At 60.2% G+C, this 22,998-nt stretch carries 23 protein-coding genes and 1 rRNA gene; 13 read left to right on the forward strand and 11 right to left on the reverse strand.

The features are described 5' to 3' along the window. Nucleotides 1-42: 42 nt before the first annotated feature. Nucleotides 43-1,579, reverse strand: a 16S ribosomal RNA gene (locus ACF6ZU_RS03780). 670 nt (nucleotides 1,580-2,249) lie between these two features. On the opposite strand from ACF6ZU_RS03780, the gene rhtA reads away from it, so the two are divergent. Further along, entirely contained in the window at nucleotides 2,250-3,137 is an 888-nt protein-coding gene (rhtA, locus tag ACF6ZU_RS03785) for a threonine/homoserine exporter RhtA (protein WP_392890588.1), read from the forward strand. Nucleotides 3,138-3,307: 170 nt separating this feature from the next. Beyond that, entirely contained in the window at nucleotides 3,308-3,589 is a 282-nt protein-coding gene (locus ACF6ZU_RS03790) for a hypothetical protein (RefSeq protein ID WP_192419429.1), read from the forward strand. Between the two features lie 8 nt (nucleotides 3,590-3,597). Here ACF6ZU_RS03790 and ACF6ZU_RS03795 read toward each other — a convergent pair whose 3' ends face one another. Further along, nucleotides 3,598-4,158 carry a TetR/AcrR family transcriptional regulator gene (locus tag ACF6ZU_RS03795; protein WP_392890589.1) on the reverse strand — a complete coding sequence of 187 codons (561 nt, stop codon included), beginning with the start codon at nucleotides 4,156-4,158 and terminating at the stop codon, nucleotides 3,598-3,600. 92 nt (nucleotides 4,159-4,250) lie between these two features. Here ACF6ZU_RS03795 and ACF6ZU_RS03800 point away from each other — a divergent pair, with 92 nt between their 5' ends. Further along, a complete protein-coding gene (locus ACF6ZU_RS03800; RefSeq protein ID WP_392890590.1) occupies nucleotides 4,251-4,979 on the forward strand; it encodes an SDR family oxidoreductase in 729 nt (242 codons plus the stop codon). Nucleotides 4,980-5,016: 37 nt separating this feature from the next. Then, the gene (locus ACF6ZU_RS03805; RefSeq protein ID WP_392890591.1) at nucleotides 5,017-5,607 is read left to right on the forward strand and encodes a 2-hydroxychromene-2-carboxylate isomerase; all 591 of its coding nucleotides are present in this window, start codon (nucleotides 5,017-5,019) and stop codon (nucleotides 5,605-5,607) included. Here the strand turns inward: ACF6ZU_RS03805 and ACF6ZU_RS03810 are convergent. Then, the gene (locus ACF6ZU_RS03810; protein WP_392890592.1) at nucleotides 5,604-6,602 is read right to left on the reverse strand and encodes a zinc-dependent alcohol dehydrogenase family protein; all 999 of its coding nucleotides are present in this window, start codon (nucleotides 6,600-6,602) and stop codon (nucleotides 5,604-5,606) included. The two genes, ACF6ZU_RS03805 and ACF6ZU_RS03810, sit on opposite strands and share 4 nt — an antisense overlap. Before the next feature lie 104 nt (nucleotides 6,603-6,706). On the opposite strand from ACF6ZU_RS03810, the gene ACF6ZU_RS03815 reads away from it, so the two are divergent. Beyond that, the gene (locus tag ACF6ZU_RS03815; RefSeq protein ID WP_392890593.1) at nucleotides 6,707-7,627 is read left to right on the forward strand and encodes a LysR family transcriptional regulator; all 921 of its coding nucleotides are present in this window, start codon (nucleotides 6,707-6,709) and stop codon (nucleotides 7,625-7,627) included. Here ACF6ZU_RS03815 and ACF6ZU_RS03820 read toward each other — a convergent pair. From ACF6ZU_RS03820 to ACF6ZU_RS03835, 4 genes are all read right to left on the reverse strand, one after another. Beyond that, nucleotides 7,620-9,428, reverse strand: coding sequence for an aminopeptidase P family protein (locus ACF6ZU_RS03820; RefSeq protein WP_392890594.1), 1,809 nt, complete (start codon nucleotides 9,426-9,428; stop codon nucleotides 7,620-7,622). The genes ACF6ZU_RS03815 and ACF6ZU_RS03820 overlap by 8 nt on opposite strands. Nucleotides 9,429-9,492: 64 nt before the next feature. Then, complete coding sequence (locus ACF6ZU_RS03825) at nucleotides 9,493-10,650, reverse strand: aminotransferase class V-fold PLP-dependent enzyme (RefSeq protein WP_392890595.1); 1,158 nt, start codon at nucleotides 10,648-10,650, stop codon at nucleotides 9,493-9,495. A gap of 162 nt (nucleotides 10,651-10,812) precedes the next feature. Continuing rightward, a complete protein-coding gene (locus tag ACF6ZU_RS03830) occupies nucleotides 10,813-11,427 on the reverse strand; it encodes a LysE family translocator (RefSeq protein WP_392890596.1) in 615 nt (204 codons plus the stop codon). Between the two features lie 98 nt (nucleotides 11,428-11,525). Continuing rightward, a complete protein-coding gene (locus ACF6ZU_RS03835) occupies nucleotides 11,526-11,795 on the reverse strand; it encodes a hypothetical protein (RefSeq protein ID WP_392890597.1) in 270 nt (89 codons plus the stop codon). Nucleotides 11,796-12,275: 480 nt separating this feature from the next. Here ACF6ZU_RS03835 and msuE point away from each other — a divergent pair, with 480 nt between their 5' ends. From msuE to ACF6ZU_RS03855, 4 genes are all read left to right on the forward strand, one after another. After that, complete coding sequence (gene msuE, locus ACF6ZU_RS03840) at nucleotides 12,276-12,839, forward strand: FMN reductase (RefSeq protein WP_392890598.1); 564 nt, start codon at nucleotides 12,276-12,278, stop codon at nucleotides 12,837-12,839. Nucleotides 12,840-12,849: 10 nt separating this feature from the next. Further along, nucleotides 12,850-13,995 carry an FMNH2-dependent alkanesulfonate monooxygenase gene (gene ssuD, locus ACF6ZU_RS03845; protein WP_392890599.1) on the forward strand — a complete coding sequence of 382 codons (1,146 nt, stop codon included), beginning with the start codon at nucleotides 12,850-12,852 and terminating at the stop codon, nucleotides 13,993-13,995. Nucleotides 13,996-14,131: 136 nt separating this feature from the next. After that, complete coding sequence (locus tag ACF6ZU_RS03850; RefSeq protein WP_392890600.1) at nucleotides 14,132-15,319, forward strand: acyl-CoA dehydrogenase family protein; 1,188 nt, start codon at nucleotides 14,132-14,134, stop codon at nucleotides 15,317-15,319. Nucleotides 15,320-15,340: 21 nt separating this feature from the next. Continuing rightward, nucleotides 15,341-16,444 carry a sigma-54 interaction domain-containing protein gene (locus tag ACF6ZU_RS03855; protein ID WP_392890601.1) on the forward strand — a complete coding sequence of 368 codons (1,104 nt, stop codon included), beginning with the start codon at nucleotides 15,341-15,343 and terminating at the stop codon, nucleotides 16,442-16,444. On the opposite strand, the gene ACF6ZU_RS03860 is transcribed toward ACF6ZU_RS03855, so the two are convergent. Continuing rightward, nucleotides 16,441-16,806 (reverse strand): antibiotic biosynthesis monooxygenase, encoded by a 366-nt coding sequence (locus tag ACF6ZU_RS03860; protein WP_392890602.1) that lies wholly within the window; start codon nucleotides 16,804-16,806, stop codon nucleotides 16,441-16,443. The two genes, ACF6ZU_RS03855 and ACF6ZU_RS03860, sit on opposite strands and share 4 nt — an antisense overlap. 93 nt (nucleotides 16,807-16,899) lie before the next feature. Between ACF6ZU_RS03860 and soxR the strand changes: the two genes are divergently transcribed. Continuing rightward, nucleotides 16,900-17,367 carry a redox-sensitive transcriptional activator SoxR gene (soxR, locus tag ACF6ZU_RS03865; protein WP_392890603.1) on the forward strand — a complete coding sequence of 156 codons (468 nt, stop codon included), beginning with the start codon at nucleotides 16,900-16,902 and terminating at the stop codon, nucleotides 17,365-17,367. 107 nt (nucleotides 17,368-17,474) lie between these two features. On the opposite strand, the gene ACF6ZU_RS03870 is transcribed toward soxR, so the two are convergent. The 3 genes from ACF6ZU_RS03870 to ACF6ZU_RS03880 all read right to left on the reverse strand — a co-directional run bounded on the left by ACF6ZU_RS03870 (nucleotide 17,475) and on the right by ACF6ZU_RS03880 (nucleotide 20,202). Beyond that, complete coding sequence (locus tag ACF6ZU_RS03870; protein WP_392890604.1) at nucleotides 17,475-18,245, reverse strand: MetQ/NlpA family ABC transporter substrate-binding protein; 771 nt, start codon at nucleotides 18,243-18,245, stop codon at nucleotides 17,475-17,477. 74 nt (nucleotides 18,246-18,319) lie between these two features. Further along, nucleotides 18,320-18,985 (reverse strand): methionine ABC transporter permease, encoded by a 666-nt coding sequence (locus ACF6ZU_RS03875; protein WP_150632175.1) that lies wholly within the window; start codon nucleotides 18,983-18,985, stop codon nucleotides 18,320-18,322. A gap of 2 nt (nucleotides 18,986-18,987) precedes the next feature. Next, nucleotides 18,988-20,202 (reverse strand): SfnB family sulfur acquisition oxidoreductase, encoded by a 1,215-nt coding sequence (locus ACF6ZU_RS03880; protein WP_392890605.1) that lies wholly within the window; start codon nucleotides 20,200-20,202, stop codon nucleotides 18,988-18,990. 256 nt (nucleotides 20,203-20,458) lie between these two features. Here ACF6ZU_RS03880 and ACF6ZU_RS03885 point away from each other — a divergent pair, with 256 nt between their 5' ends. The 3 genes from ACF6ZU_RS03885 (at nucleotide 20,459) to ACF6ZU_RS03895 (ending at nucleotide 22,988) form a co-directional block, all read left to right on the forward strand. Beyond that, nucleotides 20,459-20,917 carry a VOC family protein gene (locus ACF6ZU_RS03885; protein WP_392890606.1) on the forward strand — a complete coding sequence of 153 codons (459 nt, stop codon included), beginning with the start codon at nucleotides 20,459-20,461 and terminating at the stop codon, nucleotides 20,915-20,917. Between the two features lie 226 nt (nucleotides 20,918-21,143). Next, nucleotides 21,144-22,019 carry an alpha/beta fold hydrolase gene (locus ACF6ZU_RS03890; protein ID WP_392890607.1) on the forward strand — a complete coding sequence of 292 codons (876 nt, stop codon included), beginning with the start codon at nucleotides 21,144-21,146 and terminating at the stop codon, nucleotides 22,017-22,019. A gap of 18 nt (nucleotides 22,020-22,037) precedes the next feature. Continuing rightward, nucleotides 22,038-22,988: a LysR substrate-binding domain-containing protein gene (locus ACF6ZU_RS03895; RefSeq protein ID WP_392890608.1), complete on the forward strand. Its 951-nt coding sequence runs from the start codon at nucleotides 22,038-22,040 to the stop codon at nucleotides 22,986-22,988. The last annotated feature ends 10 nt before the right edge of the window (nucleotides 22,989-22,998 follow it).

Below are 22,998 nucleotides of genomic sequence, written 5' to 3' on the forward strand. Positions count from 1 at the left end.
GCAATTCGTGTGGGAACTTATGGAGCAGCTGATGTCGTCGATTAAGGAGGTGATCCAGCCGCAGGTTCCCCTACGGCTACCTTGTTACGACTTCACCCCAGTCATGAATCACACCGTGGTAACCGTCCTCCCGAAGGTTAGACTAGCTACTTCTGGTGCAACCCACTCCCATGGTGTGACGGGCGGTGTGTACAAGGCCCGGGAACGTATTCACCGCGACATTCTGATTCGCGATTACTAGCGATTCCGACTTCACGCAGTCGAGTTGCAGACTGCGATCCGGACTACGATCGGTTTTATGGGATTAGCTCCACCTCGCGGCTTGGCAACCCTCTGTACCGACCATTGTAGCACGTGTGTAGCCCAGGCCGTAAGGGCCATGATGACTTGACGTCATCCCCACCTTCCTCCGGTTTGTCACCGGCAGTCTCCTTAGAGTGCCCACCATTACGTGCTGGTAACTAAGGACAAGGGTTGCGCTCGTTACGGGACTTAACCCAACATCTCACGACACGAGCTGACGACAGCCATGCAGCACCTGTCTCAATGTTCCCGAAGGCACCAATCCATCTCTGGAAAGTTCATTGGATGTCAAGGCCTGGTAAGGTTCTTCGCGTTGCTTCGAATTAAACCACATGCTCCACCGCTTGTGCGGGCCCCCGTCAATTCATTTGAGTTTTAACCTTGCGGCCGTACTCCCCAGGCGGTCAACTTAATGCGTTAGCTGCGCCACTAAGAGCTCAAGGCTCCCAACGGCTAGTTGACATCGTTTACGGCGTGGACTACCAGGGTATCTAATCCTGTTTGCTCCCCACGCTTTCGCACCTCAGTGTCAGTATCAGTCCAGGTGGTCGCCTTCGCCACTGGTGTTCCTTCCTATATCTACGCATTTCACCGCTACACAGGAAATTCCACCACCCTCTACCATACTCTAGCTTGTCAGTTTTGAATGCAGTTCCCAGGTTGAGCCCGGGGCTTTCACATCCAACTTAACAAACCACCTACGCGCGCTTTACGCCCAGTAATTCCGATTAACGCTTGCACCCTCTGTATTACCGCGGCTGCTGGCACAGAGTTAGCCGGTGCTTATTCTGTCGGTAACGTCAAAATTGCAGAGTATTAATCTACAACCCTTCCTCCCAACTTAAAGTGCTTTACAATCCGAAGACCTTCTTCACACACGCGGCATGGCTGGATCAGGCTTTCGCCCATTGTCCAATATTCCCCACTGCTGCCTCCCGTAGGAGTCTGGACCGTGTCTCAGTTCCAGTGTGACTGATCATCCTCTCAGACCAGTTACGGATCGTCGCCTTGGTGAGCCATTACCTCACCAACTAGCTAATCCGACCTAGGCTCATCTGATAGCGCAAGGCCCGAAGGTCCCCTGCTTTCTCCCGTAGGACGTATGCGGTATTAGCGTCCGTTTCCGAACGTTATCCCCCACTACCAGGCAGATTCCTAGGCATTACTCACCCGTCCGCCGCTCTCAAGAGAAGCAAGCTTCTCTCTACCGCTCGACTTGCATGTGTTAGGCCTGCCGCCAGCGTTCAATCTGAGCCATGATCAAACTCTTCAGTTCAAACATCTTTGGGTTTTTAAGAAACCCTAAACTTGGCTCAGCAATCGTTGGTTACATCTTTGATTTCTCGCGGAGTAACTTGTGATGCTGATAATCTTGTTGACTATCAGTCTGACTCCACAAGCACCCACACGAATTGCTTGATTCAGTTGTTAAAGAGCGGTTGGTTAAGATCTTTCGTCTCAACCGAGGCGCGCATTCTACAGCAGCCTCTGTTGCTGTCAAGCGGTTATTTTCAGAAGTTTTCAAAGTTTCCTTTGCAACTTCAACCACTTGCGCTTCCGATCTCTCGTTAGCGGGAGGCGAATTCTACAGCGTTACTCGCTGCTGTCAACACCTCTTTTTCTCCGCTTTCGACCGAGAAGATCGAACCGTCCATCAAGCCTTACAACACCGCTTGACCGACTCCTTCTGGGCTTCGATGACCTGAAGCAACTCGCTGCCGAATACTGCGTAACTCGTTGTTTACCAAGGAGTTTTCCGTTTCGACTGCGCCGGAAGTGGGGCGAATTATAGACTTCCAGAATCTGCCGTCAACCCCTGATTTGGCTTTTCTATCAGGATGTTCAAAAACACGGCTTATATATAGACGCGCCCCTCTGGAATGCGCAGTATATTGCCCAACACGCAACACAACACTCTCGCTCCCTGCCTTGGACGATGCCACGCAATGAATGACCAGCCTCGCAGCCTTGCCTCGACCCTGTTCTCGGTAGGCCTGCTATTAATAGCCATGGCGTCGATCCAGTCCGGAGCGTCACTGGCAAAAAGCATGTTCCCCATCATCGGCGCCCAAGGCACCACCACCCTGCGCTTGATTTTCGCCAGCCTGATCATGCTGGTGTTGTTGCGCCCCTGGCGCGCGAAGCTCACCGCAAGATCCTTGCGCACCGTCATTGTCTACGGCATGGCGTTGGGCGGAATGAACTTCCTCTTCTATATGTCCTTGCGCACTGTTCCTCTTGGGATCGCGGTAGCTCTCGAGTTCACAGGCCCGTTGGCGGTGGCCATCTACGCGTCACGTCGTGCTATCGACTTCTTGTGGATTGCCCTGGCTGCAGTCGGCTTGCTGCTCCTTATACCGACCGGAGCGACAACCGCGGGCCTCGATCTGCTAGGCGCGGGTTATGCACTGGGCGCAGGCGCCTGCTGGGCGCTGTACATCCTCTTCGGTCAGAAGGCCGGCGCCGACAACGGCGTTCAAACCGCCGCACTGGGGGTGATGATTGCAGCGCTGTTCGTAGCACCTATCGGCATTGTTCATGCCGGAGCCGCGTTGCTCACCCCTTCCTTGATCCCCGTTGCGATTGGTGTAGCCATCCTGTCCACTGCTCTACCCTATACGCTGGAAATGGTCGCCTTGACCCGAATGCCCGCCCGCACATTCGGCACCCTGATGAGTATCGAGCCCGCGTTCGGCGCACTCTCGGGCCTGCTGTTCCTCCACGAGTACCTCTCGCTGTCACAATGGATGGCTATCATGTGCATCATTTTGGCTTCCGTCGGCGCGACCATGACCATGGGCAGCACCGCGAAGCCCGCTGTCGCGGCGGATTGATACGGGATTTGACGAAGCTCTGGTATTTGCCGCGCATTTAGGCCATGTTTAGGCCCGCAAGCCAATGTCAGGCATGGATTTTTCAGGATAGGGATATCAGAAACGCTTCGAACGAAAGCGAATACAGCCAGACCCGGGCGCAAAGATCCGGGGACGCTTTAAGGACAGCAATGAAACGAATTTTGATATTGATCGCCGTTTTAGCAGTTGCGGGCTGCGCGGCGACATCGGAAACACACACCAAGCGTGGTAAGAAAGGATTGCATATCAACTGTTCAGGACTCTCGTCATCCTGGGACAAGTGCTATACCAGCGCCGCCAATTCGTGCGCGCCGAAGGGCTACAAAGTCATCGCCAAGTCAGGGGATGGCGTGGAAGAGCCGGGTGATTACCCATTTGGTCTCAACCCCGCCGGCTACACCAGCCGCAGCATGATCGTCATCTGCAAATAGCAGTATCTTCAGATCCGCGGGCCTGCGATCTGACGACCGATTTCATCGTAACTGGACTTCAGCACCCTGCGCTGAATGTCCGGGGTAGCCAGCATTCGCGCCACGACCAACGCACCGATGCATTGAGACAGAATGGCCCAGGCCAGACTCTCGCTCTCCAGAATCAACGCCCAACTCGCCTGAAGCTTGCAAATCCAGCTCTCCGCCTGCTGACGAACCGAAATGTCCGAGCGTGCGATCTCTGCCCCTAATGCCGGCAGTGCACAGCCTGTTTCCGGGTGTTCGACATGGGACATGTTCAGGTACAGCTTCAGGCAGCGTTCAAGCTTTTCACGATCCTGGTCGGCACCCAGTCGCTCCAGACTTTGGCTCAACTCTCGTTCGACAATGGAAGCGAACAGCTCGTCCTTGGACGAAAAGTGGCTATAGAACGCCCCGCCGCTCAAGCCGATCGCTTTCATCAAAGCATCGACACCTACCGTTGCGAAACCCGACTTTTTCGCTGACACCGCGCTGCTTTCCAGCAGTTTCTCTTTGGTTTCCAGTTTGTGATTGGCCGAGTAACGCATTGCCTTTTCCTCAGGATTGATTGTCTTGACGCATGCCTGATCGTAGCATAACGTTCGTTTAGTTAACGATCGTTTAGCAAAGGGAACAACCCATGAACAACAAGAAGGTCGTACTGGTTGTCGGCGCAGGTGACGCCACCGGCGGTGCTATCGCCAAACGTTTTGCGCAGGAAGGTTTCGTCGCATGTGTCACCCGGCGCAGCGCAGATAAACTCCAGCCGCTGGTGGACGCCATCAACGCCAACGGTGGTGAAGCCCATGGCTTTGCCTGCGATGCGCGCAAAGAGGACGACGTGATTGCGCTGGTCGAGCAGATTGAAAGTCAGATCGGCCCCATCGAAGCGTTCGTGTTCAATATTGGCGCCAATGTGCCATGCAGCATTCTTGAAGAGACCGCCCGCAAATATTTCAAAATCTGGGAAATGGCCTGTTTCTCAGGCTTCCTCAATGCCCGGGAAGTGGCCAAGCGTATGGCCAAGCGTCAGCGGGGCACCATCCTGTTTACCGGCGCCACCGCGGGTCTGCGCGGTGCTGCCGGTTTCGCCGCATTCGCCGGCGCCAAGCATGGCATACGCGCACTGGCCCAAAGCATGGCCCGCGAACTGGGCCCGATGAACATTCACGTGGCTCATGTCGTCGTCGACGGCGCGATCGATACCGACTTCATTCGCGAGTCCTTTCCCGAGAAGTACGCCACCAAGGATCAGGACGGGATACTCAACCCCGAACACATCGCCGAGAATTACTGGTACCTGCACAGCCAGCCCCGCGACGCCTGGACCTTCGAACTGGACCTTCGCCCCTGGAACGAACGCTGGTAAGCCCTCCCCCCATAACAATAAACAGAGTGCATCGAGCATGAGCAAAACCGTGGAGTTCTACTTCGACCTCGGCAGCCCCGCCACCTACCTGGCGTACACCCAACTGCCGAAAATCTGCGCGCAGACCGACAGCCAACTGACCTACATTCCGATACTGCTGGGCGGCGTTTTCAAGGCCACCGGCAACGCCTCCCCGGCGACCATCCCGGCCAAGGGCCTCTACATGTTTCAGGACCTTGACCGCTACGCCAAACGTTATGGCGTGCCGCTGAAATTCAATCCGCATTTCCCCATCAATACGCTGATGCTGATGCGTGCCGTGACCGGCATCCAGTTGCGCCATCCGGCGCGTTTCCAGGCGTTCATCGACTGCCTGTTTCATGCCCTTTGGGTAGAGGGTCGCAGCCTCGATGACCTGGCGACCGTTGCCTCGGTGCTGACGCAAAACGGCTTCGATCCCACGGAAGTGCTGGCGTTGACCGCCGACGAAGAGGTCAAAGCCACACTCAAGGACAACACCGAAAAAGCCGTGCAACGGGGTGTGTTCGGCGCACCCAGCATGTTTGTCGATAACCAGCTGTTCTTCGGCCAGGATCGACTGGAGTTCGTGATCGAGGCCCTGGGTTAAATCTCGATGACCAACCGCCCCTGAGCTGCGCCCGAAGCAAGCAGCTCATGGGCGGACTCGGCCGTTTCCAGTGTGAACGCACGAGGATCCATCAGCGGTTTCAATTGACCCGCCTCAATCAACCGGGCCGCCTCGCGAAGAATCTTTCCGTGATGTTCACGCCCCACCCCGGTGAGCAATGGCAGCAAGGTGAACACACCCGAATACGTGGCCCCACGAAACGAGAGCGGCGCCAGACTGTGTTGACCCCAACCGAGGCAGCTCAACACATGACCGTGATAAACCCGCGCCGCCTTGAATGAAGCATCCAGGGTATCGCCGCCCACGGTGTCGTAGACAATATCGAAGCCCTCGCCGGCCGTGTACTGCTCCATGTATTCCTCGACCGAAGTCTGGCGATAGTCAATGAACGTCGCGCCGAACCCTTCAATGATGGCCTGATGCTTAGCGGAGCCGGTGGCATAGACCTCGGCACCGAAAGCGCGGGCAATCTGCACCGCCGCATGGCCCACACCCCCTGCCCCACCATGAATCAACACCTTTTGCCCCGCCCGCACCCGCGCCCGATCCACCAGCCCTTCCCACGCAGTGATCAGCACCAGCGGCAACCCGGCGGCTACGCGCATGCTCAAGTTGTCCGGCTTGCGCGCCAGTAATCGGGCATCGACCGCCGCGTATTCGGCCAGCGAGCCCTGCGCGCCGCCAATGCCCGTCGCCATGGCATAAACCTCATCACCTGGCTGCCATCCGCTGATGCCCTCGCCTACGGCCTCAATCACTCCCGCCAGATCCATACCGACTATCGCCGGCAACGGCTGACACGCATGAGCCGCCTGGCCGGCACGGATTTTCCCGTCCAGTGGGTTCACCCCGCTGGCCTTGATCCGGACCAGCACCTGCCCCGCTTCCGGCACCGGTCGCTGAAGGGAAACCAAGCGTAACGGCGCACCGGCCGAGTCGACAATCAGAGCGCGCATTTCAAGTGAGTCGGTCATTTCGTTTATTCCTGTCAGAGGTGGCTGTGGGATAAATCTTCAGCTAACCGACTCATGCCGATAAGACGCTATATAGCTATAGTGACCATGCCTGTTTGGCATCAATGAGAGATCCCGTGGACAAACTCAGTGCAATGGCCATTTTCGCCAGGGTCGTCGAACGCGGCAGTTTTTCTGCCGTGGCCCGTGAGATGCAGATCAGCCAGCCCACCATCAGCAAAGTCGTGAAGGCGCTGGAAACCGAGCTGGGCGGAAAACTGATCGCGCGCAGCACCCGTCAGTTGTCCCTGACCGACGAAGGCCTGCGCTACTACGCCGAATGTCGACAGATCCTCGCCGCAGTCGATGCCGCCGAACACAGCTTCCAATCCGGCAAGGAACGCATCGCCGGTCACCTGCGGATCGGTTCATCAGTCAGCTTCGGGCGTTTGCAGATTGCCCCGCGCCTGGCGGAATTTCTGAAGCGCTATCCCGACATCGACATCGACCTGCAATTGAATGACCAGAACCAGGACCTGATCCGCGAGGGATTGGACGTCACTTTCCGGATCGGCGAGCTCAATGACAGCGGCCTGATCGCCCGTCAAATCGGCATCACCCATCGGGTGACCGTCGCAGCCCCCGACTACCTCAGGCAACACGGGCAGCCGCAATCGCCGGCAGAACTGAGCGCGCACAACTGCCTGCAGTTCAACCTGCTGAACAGTCAGAATTTATGGGTTTTCGAGAATAACAATAAACGCCACGAAGTGCGCATCAAGGGCAGCGCGCAAAGCAACAACTCTGAAGCGATCCGCGAGATGGTGTTGGGGGGGCTGGGGATTGCATTGTCGCCGGTGTGGCTGTTCAGCGAGGACCTGAAAGCCGGGCGAGTGACGGCGATTTTGTCGGACTACGTTGCGCAGTCGCTGCCGATACATGCCGTGTCCCCGGCGAATCGTCGCCAATCCGCCAGGGTCAAAGCTTTCGTCGACTACATGAGTCAAGCGCTGGACGCAGCGCCTGAACTCAAGCCGGTCAGATAGCGGCGGTTCGGGTGTTCAGCCACTCCAGGGCGGCACCGTCGACCAACGGGCTCAGGCGTTCGCGCACTTCGGCGTGATAGGCGTTGAACCACTGTTTCTCGTCCTGAGTCAGCAACGACGGTTCCAGGCAACGTGTATCGATCGGGCACAAGGTCAGGGTTTCGAATTTGAGGAACTCACCGAATTCGCTTTTGCCCGCCTCACGGTTCAACACCAGGTTCTCGATCCGCACGCCCCAACGGCCAGGACGGTAGGTGCCCGGCTCGATGGAAGTGATCATGCCCGGCTGCATCGCAGTTTGCGGTGCGGGCGCGGCCTGGTAGGCAATCACTTGCGGACCTTCGTGAACGTTGAGGAAGTAGCCGACGCCGTGTCCGGTGCCGTGGCCGTAGTCGACGCTTTCCGCCCAGATCGGCGCACGTGCGATGGAATCCAGCAACGGCGACAGAATGCCCCGCGGAAACTGCGCACGAGACAAGGCGATCACGCCTTTGAGCACGCGCGTGCAATCGCGTTTTTGCTCATCGGTTGGCGTACCGACCGGCACCATGCGCGTGATGTCGGTGGTGCCGCCCAGGTACTGGCCGCCGGAGTCGATCAGCAACAGGCCGTCACCTTCGATGACCGCGTGCTCTTCTTCAGTAGCGTGGTAATGCGGCATCGCACCGTTGGCGTTGTACGCGGCGATGGTGTTGAAACTCAACGACACGTAATCCGGACGGCGCATGCGCGCGGCGGTCAGGTGTTCGTCGATGGTCAGTTCGGTGATGCGCTCCTTGCCCCACGCCGACTCCAGCCAGGCGAAGAATTCGCACAACGCCGCACCGTCCTGCTCCATGGCCTGACGGATGTGCTCGGCGTCGGCCAGGCTTTTCTGCGATTTGGCCAGGGTCGTCGGGTTCAGGCCTTCGACCAGTTTGACGCCGCTGTCGAGGTTATCCAGCAGACCGGCCGTGACGCGCGCCGGATCGACTTGCAGGCTGGCGCCGCTCGGGACTGCGCGCAGGGCCTCGGCCACTTCGCTGTAGTCGCGCAGGGTAACGCCGTCCTGTTCGAGGACCGCGCGCAGCTCGGCGCTGACTTTGCTCAACGCCACGAACAGGGTTGCCTGTTGCTGGCTGATCAACGCGAAAGAAACGAACACCGGGTTGAACGACACATCGCCGCCACGCAGGTTGAACAGCCAGGCGATGTCGTCGAGGGTGGCAATGAAATGCCAATCGGCCCCGCGCTCTTGCAAGACCTGACGCAGGTTGGCGAGTTTTTCGCCACGGCTGACGGTCGCTTGCGGCGGCAAGTGCTGATAGATCGGCTCGTTCGGCAGCGTCGGACGATCGCTCCAGACGCTGTCCAACAGGTCGAGGTCGGTACGCAAACGGGCGCCGCGCTCTTCGAGCTTACCGCCCAAGGTTCGCGCCGAGGCCACGGCCATCACAGCGCCGTCCACCGCGACCACGCCGCCTTCAGGGGTTTGCTCGGCCAGCCAGTCCAGCGGCCCCGGCTGACCCGGTTGCAGCTTGACCAGCTCGATGCCGCTGCCCTTGAGTTCCTTGGTCGCTTGTTCCCAATAACGGCTGTCGGCCCAGACACCGGCGAAGTCCGGCGTCACGATCAGTGTGCCGACCGAGCCGTGAAAGCCCGACAGCCATTGCCGCCCTTGCCAGTAGCCCGGCAGGTATTCCGAAAGATGTGGGTCGGCCGACGGCACCAGCAGGGCATGAATGCCCTCCCGGCTCATCAGCTCGCGGGTGTGGGCCAGGCGCTGGGGCACCGATCCATTGATCGAAGGCTGCGTACTCATCATGTCTCCTGCTAATCACTTCTTCATTATTGTTGAGTGCCGATCAACGTCGGCACTTGAGGCCTTACTGCCAGAATGCCGGGGCACTGGCGCAGGCCGCTTTGATCAGTTGTGCCGCCTGGTCGATATCCTGGTCGGTGGTGAAACGTCCCAGGCTCAAGCGAATGGTGCGACTGGCCGAACGGGCGTCATGCCCCAGGGCCAGCAGCACGTGGGATGGTGTATTGCTCGCGGAATTGCAGGCCGACGTCGCGGAAAACGCGATCGAGGCACTCAACGCCGCGGAATTGAACTCGCCTTCATTGAAGGTCAGGCTCAGGGTATGGGGAATGCGCTGGGTCGCACTGCCGTTCAGGCGAACGCCAGGAATGCTCAACAACGGTTCGAGCAGACGTTCACGCAGACGCGCGATCGTGGCTTTCTCCTCATCGAACAATTGCGCCGCCAGCGCGAAGGCTTCGCCCATCGCGGCAATCTGGTGAGTCGCCAGGGTGCCGGAACGCAAACCGCCTTCGTGGCCGCCGCCATGAATCTGCGCCTGCAAACGCTGCTGCGCGCGAGGCCCGACATACAACGCACCGATGCCCTTGGGGCCGTAGATCTTGTGCGCTGAAAACGACATCAGATCCACCGGCAAACGCGCCAGGTCGATCGCCACTTTACCCGCGCCCTGGGCGGCGTCGACATGGAACAAGCCGTCTCGGGCACGCACCACTTCGCCGATAGCGGCGATGTCATTGACCGTGCCCAGCTCATTGTTGACCAGCATCAGCGACACCAGGAAGGTGTCCTCGCGCATTGCTTCGCTGACAGCCTGCGCGGTGATCAGCCCTTCGGCATCCGGCACCAGGTAGGTTACCGCCACACCGGCGTCCTGCAATTGCCGCGCGGTATCGAGAATGGCCTTGTGTTCGATCTGGCTGGTGATGATGTGGCCGCCGGAAATGCCGCGAGCCTGGGCCACGCCCTTGAGGGCAAGGTTGTTGGATTCGGTGGCACCGGAGGTCCAGACGATCTGCTCCGCCTGGGCGCCCACCAGTTCCGCTACCTGCCGCCGTGCCTGCTCGACCGTTTGCCGGGCCTGCTGGCCGAACGCATGGGAGCTGGACGCAGGGTTGCCGAAATTGCCGGTAAAGCCCAGACACTCGACCATGACCTGAATGACCCGCTCGTCCACCGGCGTGGTGGCGGCGTAGTCGAAATACAACGGACGTTTATTCATAAAAAGACTCGCAGAGCTTGTTCCGGGATCAGGTGCGGGAACCCAGTTAACCCGCAATACCTGATCGGATGCGTTAAAGAAGTACGACTTCATTTAAAAGTGCGTAGGAACGCTCCTGAAGTCGAGCTTAACAGGCATCGGGCAACCGGTTGAAGCAATGCGTCAGCTAAAGCTTTCCAGCAACAACGGATACAGCGAAACCACCAGCAGTGCGGCCATGCCCCAGTTGAACAGACGCAACCAACGGCGATCCTTCAGCACGTTGCGCAACAGCGTACCGCACGCTGCCCAGACGCCGACGCTCGGCAGGTTGATCAGGGCGAAGACCGCCGCAATCACGATCACATTGGTGAAGTAGCCCTGCATCGGCGTGTAAGTGCTGATGGCACCGATGGCCATGATCCAGGCCTTGGGATTGACCCACTGGAACGCGGCTGCGCCGAGGTAGCTGATCGGTTTGCTCTCCCCCTGCTCACCCTCGGACACCGGCCCGGAATGGGCGATTTTCCACGCCAGGTACAGCAAATACGCCGCGCCGACGTAACGCAGCACGGTGTAGAGCAACGGATAGGTTTGAAACACGGCGCCCAGACCAAAACCCACCGCCACCACCAGCACAAAGAAGCCGCAGGTAATGCCGAGCATATGGGGGATGGTGCGGTTAAAGCCGAAGTTCACGCCCGATGCCAGCAACATGGTGTTGTTCGGGCCGGGGGTGATCGAGGTGACGAGGGCAAACAGGGCGAAGCCCAGCAGCAGATCGAGAGAGAGCGTCATCGGTGGCAGTCCATCAGGGTCAGTCAGGTACCGACCCTATCGCACACCTGCCGCGAAACCCATGGACAGTTGGGTGAAACTTCGAGCGGTACAGTCGCTCAGCTTGGGCGACCGTGCAGTTGAACGGTGCGCTCGGCGTTCATTTCGCCTTGTTTGTCGAAGCTGAAGGATTTCTGTGGCTGACCGAGCAGTGCGGCTTTTTGCGCATGGTATTCGTCGAACGACAAACCGCGACGGTTCAGCGATTCCAGCGCCAGTTGCCGGGTTTCCTCGGCGGTGTAGGGGCGCAATTCCGGGGAGACGTGGCTGGCACATCCGGCGAGAACGGAGACGGCGAGCAGCATGAAAGTGGTGAGCAGGGTTTTCATGATCGAGTGTCCTGGCAACTGGGTTCGGGGCAATGAACACAGGCTACTCGCGCCCTTTGATCGGCAGAAATCAACGCTCTCGATAGTGGGTATTGAGGCAGAAGGCATCACGAAACTTGTAGGAGCCAGCTTGCTGGCGATGGCGGTGAATCTGATTCACCGCGGCGCGCTTGATCGCCAGCAAGCCGGCTCCTACACGAGCTCGCATATTTCTTAATGATCTATAAATATCCTGCAATGATCTTTTGAGGAATAACAAAGAGCCTTTATAACAACCTCATCGCCTTACACAACTGTTGCCCACGCAACTGTTCGCCAGGCAACAGTCATTCAACAAACAGTGCTGCAAATCAAACAGCGCGAAGGTACTTACCCGCTGCAAGCCCCGGAAAAACTGGGCTCGAAGGATTGGTACAGCTCTTGCTCAAGCCCTGTGACTACTCACTGCTCGCTGAGCAACTGTTTAAAAAGGAACTGATCATGTCGCGTCCATTGAAAGTCGTTGCCCTCTCCGGCGGAACCTGGCGTCCGTCCCGCACCCTGGTGCTGACCCAGGCGCTGCTGGCCGAACTGGCCGGCCAACTGCCGATCGAGAGCAAGCTGATCGAACTGGGCGACATCGCCCGGCCATTGGGCGCGGCCCTGTCCCGCCAGGAACTGAGCGCCGATGTCGAAGCCGAGCTGCAAGCCATCGAGAATGCCGACCTGCTGATCGTCGCCGCGCCGGTTTATCGCGGCTCTTATCCGGGCCTGCTCAAGCACCTGTTCGACCTGATAGACCTCAACGCCCTGATCAATACGCCGGTGCTGCTCGCCGCCACCGGTGGCAGCGAACGGCATGCGCTGGTACTCGATCACCAGCTGCGCCCGCTGTTCAGTTTCTTCCAGGCCCTGACCCTCCCGATCGGCGTCTACGCCACCGAAGCCGATTTCGCCAATTACCAAATAACCAGTGAGCCCTTGAAGGCCCGCATTCGTCTTGCTGCAGAACGCGCCGCGCCGTTGTTCGGCGTGCACCCCAAAAATCTGCTGAAAATCGCTTAAGGATCTTTTCATGGATGTTTTCTGGTTTCTGCCGACCCACGGCGATGGCCATTACCTGGGCACCACCCAGGGCGCACGCCCGGTGACCCTCAACTACCTGAAACAAGTGGCCCAGGCCGCCGACAGCCTCGGCTATCACGGCGTGCTGATTCCCACCGGGCGTTCCTGCGAGGATTCGTGGGTCATCGCTTCGGCGCTGGTGCCGTTGACCGAGCGCCTGCGTTACCTGGTGGCGATCCGGCCGGGGATCATTTCGCCGACCGTCTCCGCCCGTATGGCCGCGACCCTGGATCGGTTGTCCAACGGCCGCTTGCTGATCAACGTGGTCACCGGCGGCGACCCGGACGAAAACCGCGGCGACGGGATCTTCCTCGATCACAGCGAACGCTACGAAGTCACCGACGAATTCCTGCAGATCTGGCGCCGCGTGCTGCAAGGCGAAGCGGTGGATTTCGAAGGCAAACACCTGCAGGTACAAAACGCCAAGGCGCTGTACCCGCCTGTGCAGAAACCTTATCCGCCGCTGTATTTCGGCGGTTCGTCCGAGGCGGCCCATGACCTGGCTGCCGAGCAGGTGGATGTCTACCTGACCTGGGGCGAACCACCGGCCGCCGTGGCGGAGAAACTCGCCGATGTACGCGAGCGCGCGGCACGCAACGGACGCACAGTGAAGTTCGGAATTCGCCTGCACGTGATCGTTCGCGAGACCGCCGAGGAAGCCTGGAAAGCCGCGGACAAACTGATCGAGCACATCAGCGACGAGACCATCGCTGCGGCGCAGAAATCATTCTCGCGTTTCGATTCCGAAGGTCAGCGGCGCATGGCGGCACTGCACGACGGTCGTCGCGACAACCTGGAAATCGCTCCGAACCTGTGGGCCGGCGTAGGCCTGGTGCGCGGCGGTGCCGGGACGGCGCTGGTGGGCGATCCGCAGCAAGTGGCGGCGCGCATCAAGGAGTACGCGGACCTGGGAATCGAGAGCTTCATCTTCTCCGGTTATCCACACCTCGAAGAGGCGTATCGATTTGCCGAGCTGGTGTTCCCGCTGCTGCCTGAACCGTACGCGAGCCTGGCCGGGCGTGGTGTCACCAACCTCACCGGGCCGTTTGGCGAAATGATCGCCAACGATGTACTGCCCGCCAAAGCCACGGCCTGACCCGGATACCTCTGTAGGAGCGAGCCTGCTCGCGATAGCGGTGCATCAGCCACCATCAAAGTGAATGACCCACCGCTATCGCGAGCAGGCTCGCTCCCACAGGGGATCTGCGCTGATTTCACTGAGGAACCCCCGCGTGACTGCCAAGCCGCAAAGCACCCTGATTTCCCCGCTGCAAACCGCCCGTCAGCTGGCTGCCGAGTTTGCCCTGACCGCCGTCGAGCGCGACGAGCGTGGCGGTACGCCGAAAGCCGAACGTGACGCCCTGCGCCAAAGCGGTCTGTTGGCATTAAGCATTCCCACCCAGTACGGCGGCCTCGGCGCCAGCTGGAGTGAAACCCTGACCGTCGTGCGCGAATTCGCCAAGGTCGACAGTTCGATCGCCCACGTCTTCGGTTTTCATCACCTGATGCTCGCCACCGTGCGCCTGTTCTCGCGGCCCGAACAATGGCAGCCATGGTTCGAACAGACTGCGCGCAAGAACTGGTTCTGGGGCAACGCCCTCAACCCGCTGGACACCCGCACCGTGGTGAAGAACCTCGGCGGCTGGCGCGAATTTTCCGGCAAGAAAAGTTTCTGCTCCGGCGCCAGCGATTCGGAAATGCTGATCGCCTCGGCGGTGGACGAGAGTGCCGGCGGCAAGCTGTTGATCGCGGCGATCCCCAGCGGCCGCAGCGGCATCACCCTGCACAACGACTGGAACAACATGGGCCAGCGCCAGACCGACAGCGGCAGCGCCACGTTCGAGCGGGTGCGGGTCGAAGAATCGGAACTGCTGCTCGATCCGGGCCCGCTGAGCACACCGTTCGCCTGCCTGCGTCCCTTGATCGCACAGCTGACGTTCACGCACATGTTCCTCGGCATCGCCGAAGGTGCGTTCGAGGAAGCGCGGCAATACACCCTCACCGAAACCCGGCCGTGGCATAAGTCCAGCACTCAGGATGTGCGCCAGGACCCGTATGTGCTCAGCCATTACGGCGACTTCTGGGTGGCGCTCGAAGGTGTTCGCTTGCTGGTGGAACGCGCCGCCGACCTGCTCGACAAGGCCTGGGCCAAAGGCCCGAACCTCAGCGCCGAAGAGCGCGGGCACCTGGCCACGGCGATCGCCACGGCCAAGGTCGCCGCGACCCGCAACGGCCTCGATCTGTGTAGCCGGTTGTTCGAAGTGACCGGCGCGCGCTCGACTCACGCTTCACTGCGTCTGGATCGCCACTGGCGCAACCTGCGCACGCAAACCTTGCACGACCCGGTGGATTACAAACTCCATGAACTGGGCGATTGGGCGCTGAACCAGTCCCTGCCGATTCCGACTTTCTATTCATAGCCTTCTCATGGAGCCTGCCCCATGCAACTGCTGACCTTACCGCCCTCGCCCGCGCTGGCCACGTCCATCCGCGCCACGGCCCAGGTATTCGAAGACCCGAAATCCGAGGCCTTGCTCGCCCACATCCAGCAAGTCGCGCCCAGCGAAGCCAGCGTGCTGATCATCGGCGAAACCGGCACGGGCAAAGAGTTGGTGGCACGGCATATCCACAACCTCAGCGCCCGGCGCAACCGGCCGTTCGTGGCGGTGAACTGCGGTGCGTTTTCTGAATCCCTGGTCGAAGCCGAATTGTTCGGCCACGAAAAAGGCGCCTTCACTGGTGCCTTGAGCGCCAAGGCCGGCTGGTTCGAAGAGGCTGACGGCGGCACCTTGTTCCTCGATGAAATCGGCGACCTGCCAATGGCGATTCAGGTCAAGTTGCTGCGGGTGTTGCAGGAACGCGAAGTGGTGCGACTGGGCTCGCGCAAAAGCATTCCGATCAACGTGCGTGTGCTCGCAGCGACCAACGTGCAGCTGGAAAAAGCCATCAACGCCGGGCATTTCCGCGAAGACCTGTATTACCGTCTCGACGTGGTCAGCCTGGAGCTGAGCCCATTGCGCGACAGGCCCGGCGACATCCTGCCGCTGACCCGACACTTCGTCGAAGCCTACAGCCAGCGCCTGGGTTACGGCACCGTCACCATCAGCAAAGAAGCCGAACTGAAACTGCGCAGCTACAGCTGGCCGGGCAATATCCGCGAGCTGGAAAACGTCATCCACCACACCCTGCTGATCTGCCGAAACGGCGTGATCGAGCGCGACGACCTGCGCCTGTCGAACATGCGCATCGAACGTCAGGACGATCATCAAGGCCACCTCGACGACTCACCGGAAGCCCTGCTCGACCGCGCCTTCCAGAAGCTGTTCGAGGAACAGGCCGGCGCGCTGCACGAAAAAGTCGAAGACGCCCTGTTGCGCGCGGCTTACCGTTTCAGTCATTACAACCAGGTGCACACCGCCGCGCTGCTGGGCCTGAGCCGCAACGTGACGCGCACGCGCCTGATCAAGATTGGCGAACTGGCGGTGAACAAGCGCCGTCCCACGGAAAACCTGCAGGGCGAGCGCTTGATGCAGTTGTCGATCTAAAGCACCAGGTTGCAGTGCAACGCGTTGTCGTGGCTGCGTTCCAGGCTGTGCAGCACCTGGAACGAGCCGAACGTCACGGTTTTCGCCTGATGGGTGCGAATCAGTTGCCAGAAATCCTGCTCGCCGCTTTCAAAGCTTTGAAACGCGGCCTCCCCTGCCTCGCGGGTTTGCCATTGCAGATAATTGAGCACCCGCCGGCCATCGTCGCTGGCCTGGATGCTCGCACTCAAAAACCCGCCGTAGCCTTGGGCCAGACGCTCGGTCTGCCGGGACAAGGCCGACACCAGAGCGGGTTGCTGATGGGGTTCGATCTCGAATTCGATCAACTGGGTGAAGCTGCGATTTTTCTCTGACGCTTGCATGAAGAGTCCCCACTGACGTGTAAGCCGGATCTTGCGATCCGAAGGCGTGCAGGGTAAAACCTCCAGTTAACTAGAGGTCAAGGGACTTTTTCAATGATCACCTCGGAACACCTGCATAAAGAGCTCACCGTCGGCCAGCTCGCCGCGCGCAGCGGCGTGGCCGTCACGGCGTTGCATTTTTATGAAACCAAAGGGCTGATCAAAAGCAATCGCAACCAGGGCAACCAGCGGCGTTATCCGCGGGAAGTGTTGCGACGGGTGGCGTTGATCAAAGTGGCGCAGCGCCTGGGGATTCCGCTGGCGGAGATTGGCGAGGCGTTGAAAACCCTGCCGGACAACCGGGCGCCGACGGCGGCGGACTGGAAGGTGTTGTCGGCGCAATGGAGCCGGGAGCTGGATGAGCGGATCAGTCAGTTGACCTTGCTGCGGGACAAGCTCAATGGCTGTATTGGTTGTGGGTGTTTGTCGATGGAAGCGTGCCCGTTGCGCAATTTTGGTGATGTGCTGGGTGATCAGGGGCCCGGGGCGCAGCTGCTGGAGTCATCGGCAGATCCGGAATAGGCGGCGCGGCCATCGCCGGCAAGCCGGCTCCTACAGGTTTTTGTGTTGCTTGCGAAACCTGTAGGAGCTGGCTTGCCAGCGATGGCGTCCTCAAATATCACCGAAAATCAGAAGCCTGGCGCAATCTGCCCTTTGTAGCGGGTCAGGATGAACTGCCGAACCTCATCGGAGTTCAGCGCCTTGGCCAGTTTCTGCAAACCTGGATCGTTGATATTGTCCGGGCGAGCCACCAGGAATTCGATGTACAGGCTCTTGCCCTTCTCGACGATCAACGCACTGTTGGTGTCGATCCCGGCTTCCAAAGCGTAGTTGGCGAAGACAAACGCCAGGTCCACCTGGCTCACCGAACGCGCCAGCAAGGCACCTTCCAGTTCACGGATTTTCAGGTGTTTCGGGTTTTCGGTGATGTCACGCTGCGTGGCCAGGGTGTTGCTCGGATCCTTGAGCTTGATCAGCCCGGCTTCGTGCAACAGCACCAGCGCACGGCCGGTGTTCACCGGGTCGTTGGGGATCGAGACGGTGGCGCCGTCCTTCAGCTCGGAAATGTTCTTGATCTTGGTCGAATAGGCCCCGAACGGTTCGATGTGCACGCCGACGACCGGCACCAGGTCGGTGTGGCGGGTCTTGTTGTAGTCATCGAGAAACGGCCGGTACTGGTAGTAGTTGGCGTCGAGGTTCTTCAACGCCAGTTGCTGGTTGGGCTGGATGAAGTCGGTGAAGACCTTGATGTCCAGGTCCACGCCTTCCTTGGCCAGGGTCGGTTTGACGAATTCGAGGATCTCCGCGTGCGGCACCGGCGTGGCACCGACGGTGAGTTTTTCGTTGGCGTGAACGCTCAACGACACAAGGGCAGCCAGAATGGCCAGGGTCTTTTTCATGTTGTGCTCCTAGGCAGATTAAGTGGCCGTCGTGGGGTGAACGTGGGCCTTGGTGTTTGGGTTGAATCGAATATTCAGCGTCGGCTGTAGCGCGCCACCAATCGGTCGCCGGTCATTTGCAGGGCCTGGACCAGGATCAGCAAAAGCACCACGGTGACCACCATCACGTCGGTCTGGAATCGCTGGTAGCCGTAGCGGATCGCCAGGTCGCCGAGTCCGCCGCCGCCGATCACGCCGGCCATCGCCGTGTAATCCACCAGCACGATCGCGGTGACCGTAACCGCCGCCAGCAACCCGCCGCGCGCCTCGGGCAACAAGGTGTGGCGGATGATCTGCCAGGTGGTGCCGCCCATGGCCTGGGTCGCTTCCACCACCCCGCGATCGACCTCGCGCAACGCGGTTTCCACCAGCCGCGCGAAGAACGGCGTGCAACCGACCACCAACGGCGGAATGGTCCCCGGGACGCCCAGCGAAGTGCCGACCAGCAGCGTGGTCAGCGGAATCAGCACGATCAGCAAAATGATGAAGGGCAGCGAACGCAGCATGTTCACGATCACCGACAACACCCGGTACACGCCGATGGCTTCGTGCAACTGGCGCTTGCCGGTGAGAAACAGCACCACCCCCAGCGGCAACCCCAGCAGCACGGTGAAACCGAGGGCGGCACCGAGCATGCTCAAGGTGTCGAGGCAGGCCTGGCCGATGTCGGCCCAATAAATGTTCTTGAACAATTCGGCCATGATCAGGACCAGTCGTGGCGCGGTGGCTTGATTCCGTTGAGCAGCCAGTTGCCGACCACGTGGTATTTCCAGCGCACCGGATCATGCAAGGTGTGCACCCGGGCGTTGCGCCAGTGACGGTCGAAGTTGTGCTTCTTCAGGGTCGAACGGGTGCCGCCGAGTTCGAACAATTTGTTGCTGGCTTCGATGGCAATTTCGGTGGTCAGCACTTTGGCCTTGGCCACCGCGAGCGACGCTCGGGCCACATTGTTTTCGTCGGGTGCCGGGCGCGCCGCATCGAGCGCCCAACCGGCGCGTTCCAGCAAGGCTTCGGCGGCTTCCAGGCGGATTTCCAGCGCGCCGACCTGAATGATGGTCAGCGGATCTTCGCTGGCCTTTTCCACACCGGCATCGATCCATGGCCGGGCGAATTGCTGGACGAACGCGATGGTGTCCCGCAGCGCTGCGCGGGCGATGCCGGCATCGATGGCGGCGGTGGTCAGTTGCGCGAACGGTCCGGCCAGGGTCGGGCTTTCATAGGAGCGATAGGTCGGGAACACATTGAACGCCGGGACGTGCAGGTCCTCGGCCAGCACCGTGCCGCTGGAGGTGGTGCGCTGGCCAATGCTGTCCCAGTCGTCGACGATCACCAGCCCCGGCGTGCCGCGTTCGACGAACGACAATTGGCCCTTCTGCTCTTCATCCAGCGCCAGCACCGCCAGCCAGTGGGCATAAAGCGAACCGGTGCAATAACCCTTGCGCCCATTGATCACATGCCCGTCGCCATAACGGCGAATCGTCGCCTGAATGTCCTGCACGTTCTTGCCGCCGGTTTCCGACAGGGCGTTGGCGAAGCGATGCCCCTGCAACGCCAGGCCAAAGAAGTGCGCTTGCTGCTCGGGGGTGCCTTGCAGACGGATGTCTTCCAGCAGGCAATAGTGGTTTTGCGGGATCTGCCCCAGGGACGGATCGGCCGCCGAGATGATCGCGATGACCTGCGCCAGCACCGCGTAGGACACCTGCGCGCCACCGAACTCCTTCGGCACGCTGATGCCCCACAAGCCACTGTTGGAATACAGATCGACGATCTCGGCGGGCACCTCGCGGCTGCGGTCGCGCTCGGCGTCCTGTTCCAGCAACACGGCGGCGACGCGCTCGGCCACACGCAGGGCTTCGGCGCCGTCGGCGATCCGATGGGCGGCCGGTGGGTTGATCGGATAAACGGCAGATTCAGGCATACAGGTCTCTCGGCAACAGTGTTTACCGGAGGACATTGCAGCTTCTGTGCCTGACCGCCCCGCCCCGTGTTTCCGGGGAGTTCAAGGCGTTTTCAGGGGTCAGTCAGTGAGAAAGCCGGGCATTCTGTTGCTTCACTGTTGATGGCTGAACAGTGGCGCTGCTGCTCGTCGGGCGCTCGGCTGACGAAAAGGGGCTGACCTATATTTATCGGCGAAGGAGCACCTTTCACTCACGACAAAAACAGGGAGACTGATCATGAGCGTCAAACCCATTCCAGAGGGTTATCACAGCATCACCCCGTATCTGGGCATCAAGAAAGCGGCCGAAGCCATCGAGTTCTACAAGAAAGCCTTCGGCGCCACCGAAGTCATGCGCCTGTCCATGCCCGACGGCGGCATCGGCCACGCCGAACTGCGTATCGGCGATTGCCCGATCATGCTCGGCACACCCTGCGATCAAGGGCCGCTGAGCAATCCGGACAACTCGCCGTCCGTGGGCTTGCATCTGTATGTGAACGATGTGGACAAGTCTTATAAACAGGCGATTGCGGCCGGTGGCACGGTGGTGTCCGAGGTCAAGGATCAGTTTTATGGCGATCGCTCGGGGACCTTGAAGGATCCCTATGGGCATTTGTGGTTTCTGGCGACGCGCAAGGAGGATCTGACCCAGGAACAGATTGAGCAGCGGGCGAAGGAGATGTTTCAGCAGGGCTGAGTTTTTGCACTGCCCATTCGGGCCTATCGCGAGCAGGCTCGCTCCTACAGGTTTTGTGTCGCTCACAAGACCTGTGGGAGCGAGACCGGCTTGCCGGCGATGAGGCCATCCCAAAAACCACAAATCCCCCTTGAACACACTTCATGAACCCGCCCACCACGCTTTGCGCCTTGCCGTAGTCGCCGAACACTTTCAGGATGCAGGCAATCACAACAAGGAGGCCTCCATGTTCGCCGGATTCCTGAAAGACCAGCGCCACGTCAACGGTGTCGACATTGCCTACCGCATCGGCGGCAGCGGGCCGGGCCTGCTGTTGCTGCACGGTCACCCGCAAACCCACGTCATCTGGCACAAGGTCGCCGAACAACTGGCCGAGCACTTCACCGTGATCGCCGCTGACCTGCGCGGTTATGGCGACAGCGGCAAACCGCCGGCCAACGACCTTCACACGAATTATTCCAAACGCGAGATGGCCAAGGATGCCGTGGCGCTGATGCACTCCCTGGGCTTCGAACAGTTCTCGGTGCTGGCCCACGATCGCGGCGCCCGCGTCGCCCATCGCCTGGCGCTGGATCATCCGCAGGCCGTGCAACGCCTGGTGCTGCTCGACATCGCCCCGACGCTGTCGATGTACGCGCAAACCAACGAAGCCTTCGCCCGCGCCTACTGGCACTGGTTCTTCCTGATCCGCCCGGCGCCGCTGCCGGAAACCCTGATCGAAGCCGACCCCGAAGCCTACCTGCGCAGCGTGATGGGCAGTCGCAGCGCCGGCCTGAAACCCTTCACCGACGAAGCGTTTGGCGAATACCTGCGCTGTCTGGAATTGCCGGGCGCGGCGCGGGGCATCTGCGAAGACTACCGCGCCAGCGCCAGCATCGACCTGGAGCATGACCGGGCCGACATCGAGGCGGGTCGTCATTTGAATCTGCCGCTGCTGGTGTTGTGGGGCGCCGAAGGCACGGTCGGCCGTTGCTTCGAGCCGCTCAAGGAATGGCAACAGGTGGCCACCGACGTGCGCGGCAAGGCGCTGCCCGCTGGCCATTACATCGCCGAAGAAGCCCCTGAACTGCTGCTCGCCGAAGCCCTCGGTTTCCTGCGCTGACACCGGCGGCGCACTGCTATGCTGGCGGCTCATGCCGCCAGTGCCCGTTCTGTCATGACCACCAAGAAAGACACCGTGCCCCTGCCCGAAGACCTGCGTGTATTCCTCACCGTGGTGCGCAAAAGCGGTTTCGCCGCAGCCGCCGATGAACTGGGCCTGTCGCCCGCCTACGTCAGCAAGCGCATCCAGATTCTCGAAACCACCCTCGGCACCCGCCTGTTGCACCGCACCAGCCGCCGCATCGCCCTGACCGAAGACGGCGAACGCGTGCAGCGCTGGGCGTTGCGCATTCTCGATGACTTCCAGCAACTGCACGACGAACTCTCCGACGCCCACGACAGCCCTCGCGGGCGCCTGCATTTGTGCAGCAGTTTCGGCTTCGGCCGTCACCACGTGGCGCCGGCCGTGTCGTTGCTGGCCGAGCGTTACCCGGACCTGGAGATTCGCCTGGACCTGTTCGACCGGGTGGTGGACATCGTCAGCGAAGGTTTCGATCTGGAGATTCGTGTCGGTGACGACATTCCCGGCCAGCACATCGGCCGGCGCCTGGTGAGCAACCGGCGAGTGGTGTGTGCCGCGCCCGGTTATCTGCAACGCGAGGGTGTGCCTCAGGCATTGAGCGAACTGGAGCAGCATCATTGTCTGGTGATCAAGGAGCGCGACAACGCGTTCGGCATCTGGAACCTGGAGCGCGATGGAGTTCAGGAGAGCGTGCGGGTCAGCGGGCCACTGTCATCCAACAACGGCGAGATTGTCTTGCAGTGGGCACTGGATGGGCGCGGCGTGGTGCTGCGCTCATTGTGGGATGTGAAACCGTTGCTGGATCAGGGACGGTTGGTGCAGGTGCTGCCCGAGTACAGCCAGAGCGCCAACGTCTGGGCGGTGTACCCGACGCGGCTGGCGTATTCAGGGAAGTTGCGGGCGTGTGTGGAGTTTTTGCAGGAGCATTTCAAAGACCTGTCCATATAACGCAACACTT

It is taken from the genome of Pseudomonas migulae (genome assembly GCF_043225285.1).
In the GTDB taxonomy this organism is placed as follows: domain Bacteria; phylum Pseudomonadota; class Gammaproteobacteria; order Pseudomonadales; family Pseudomonadaceae; genus Aquipseudomonas; species Aquipseudomonas migulae_C.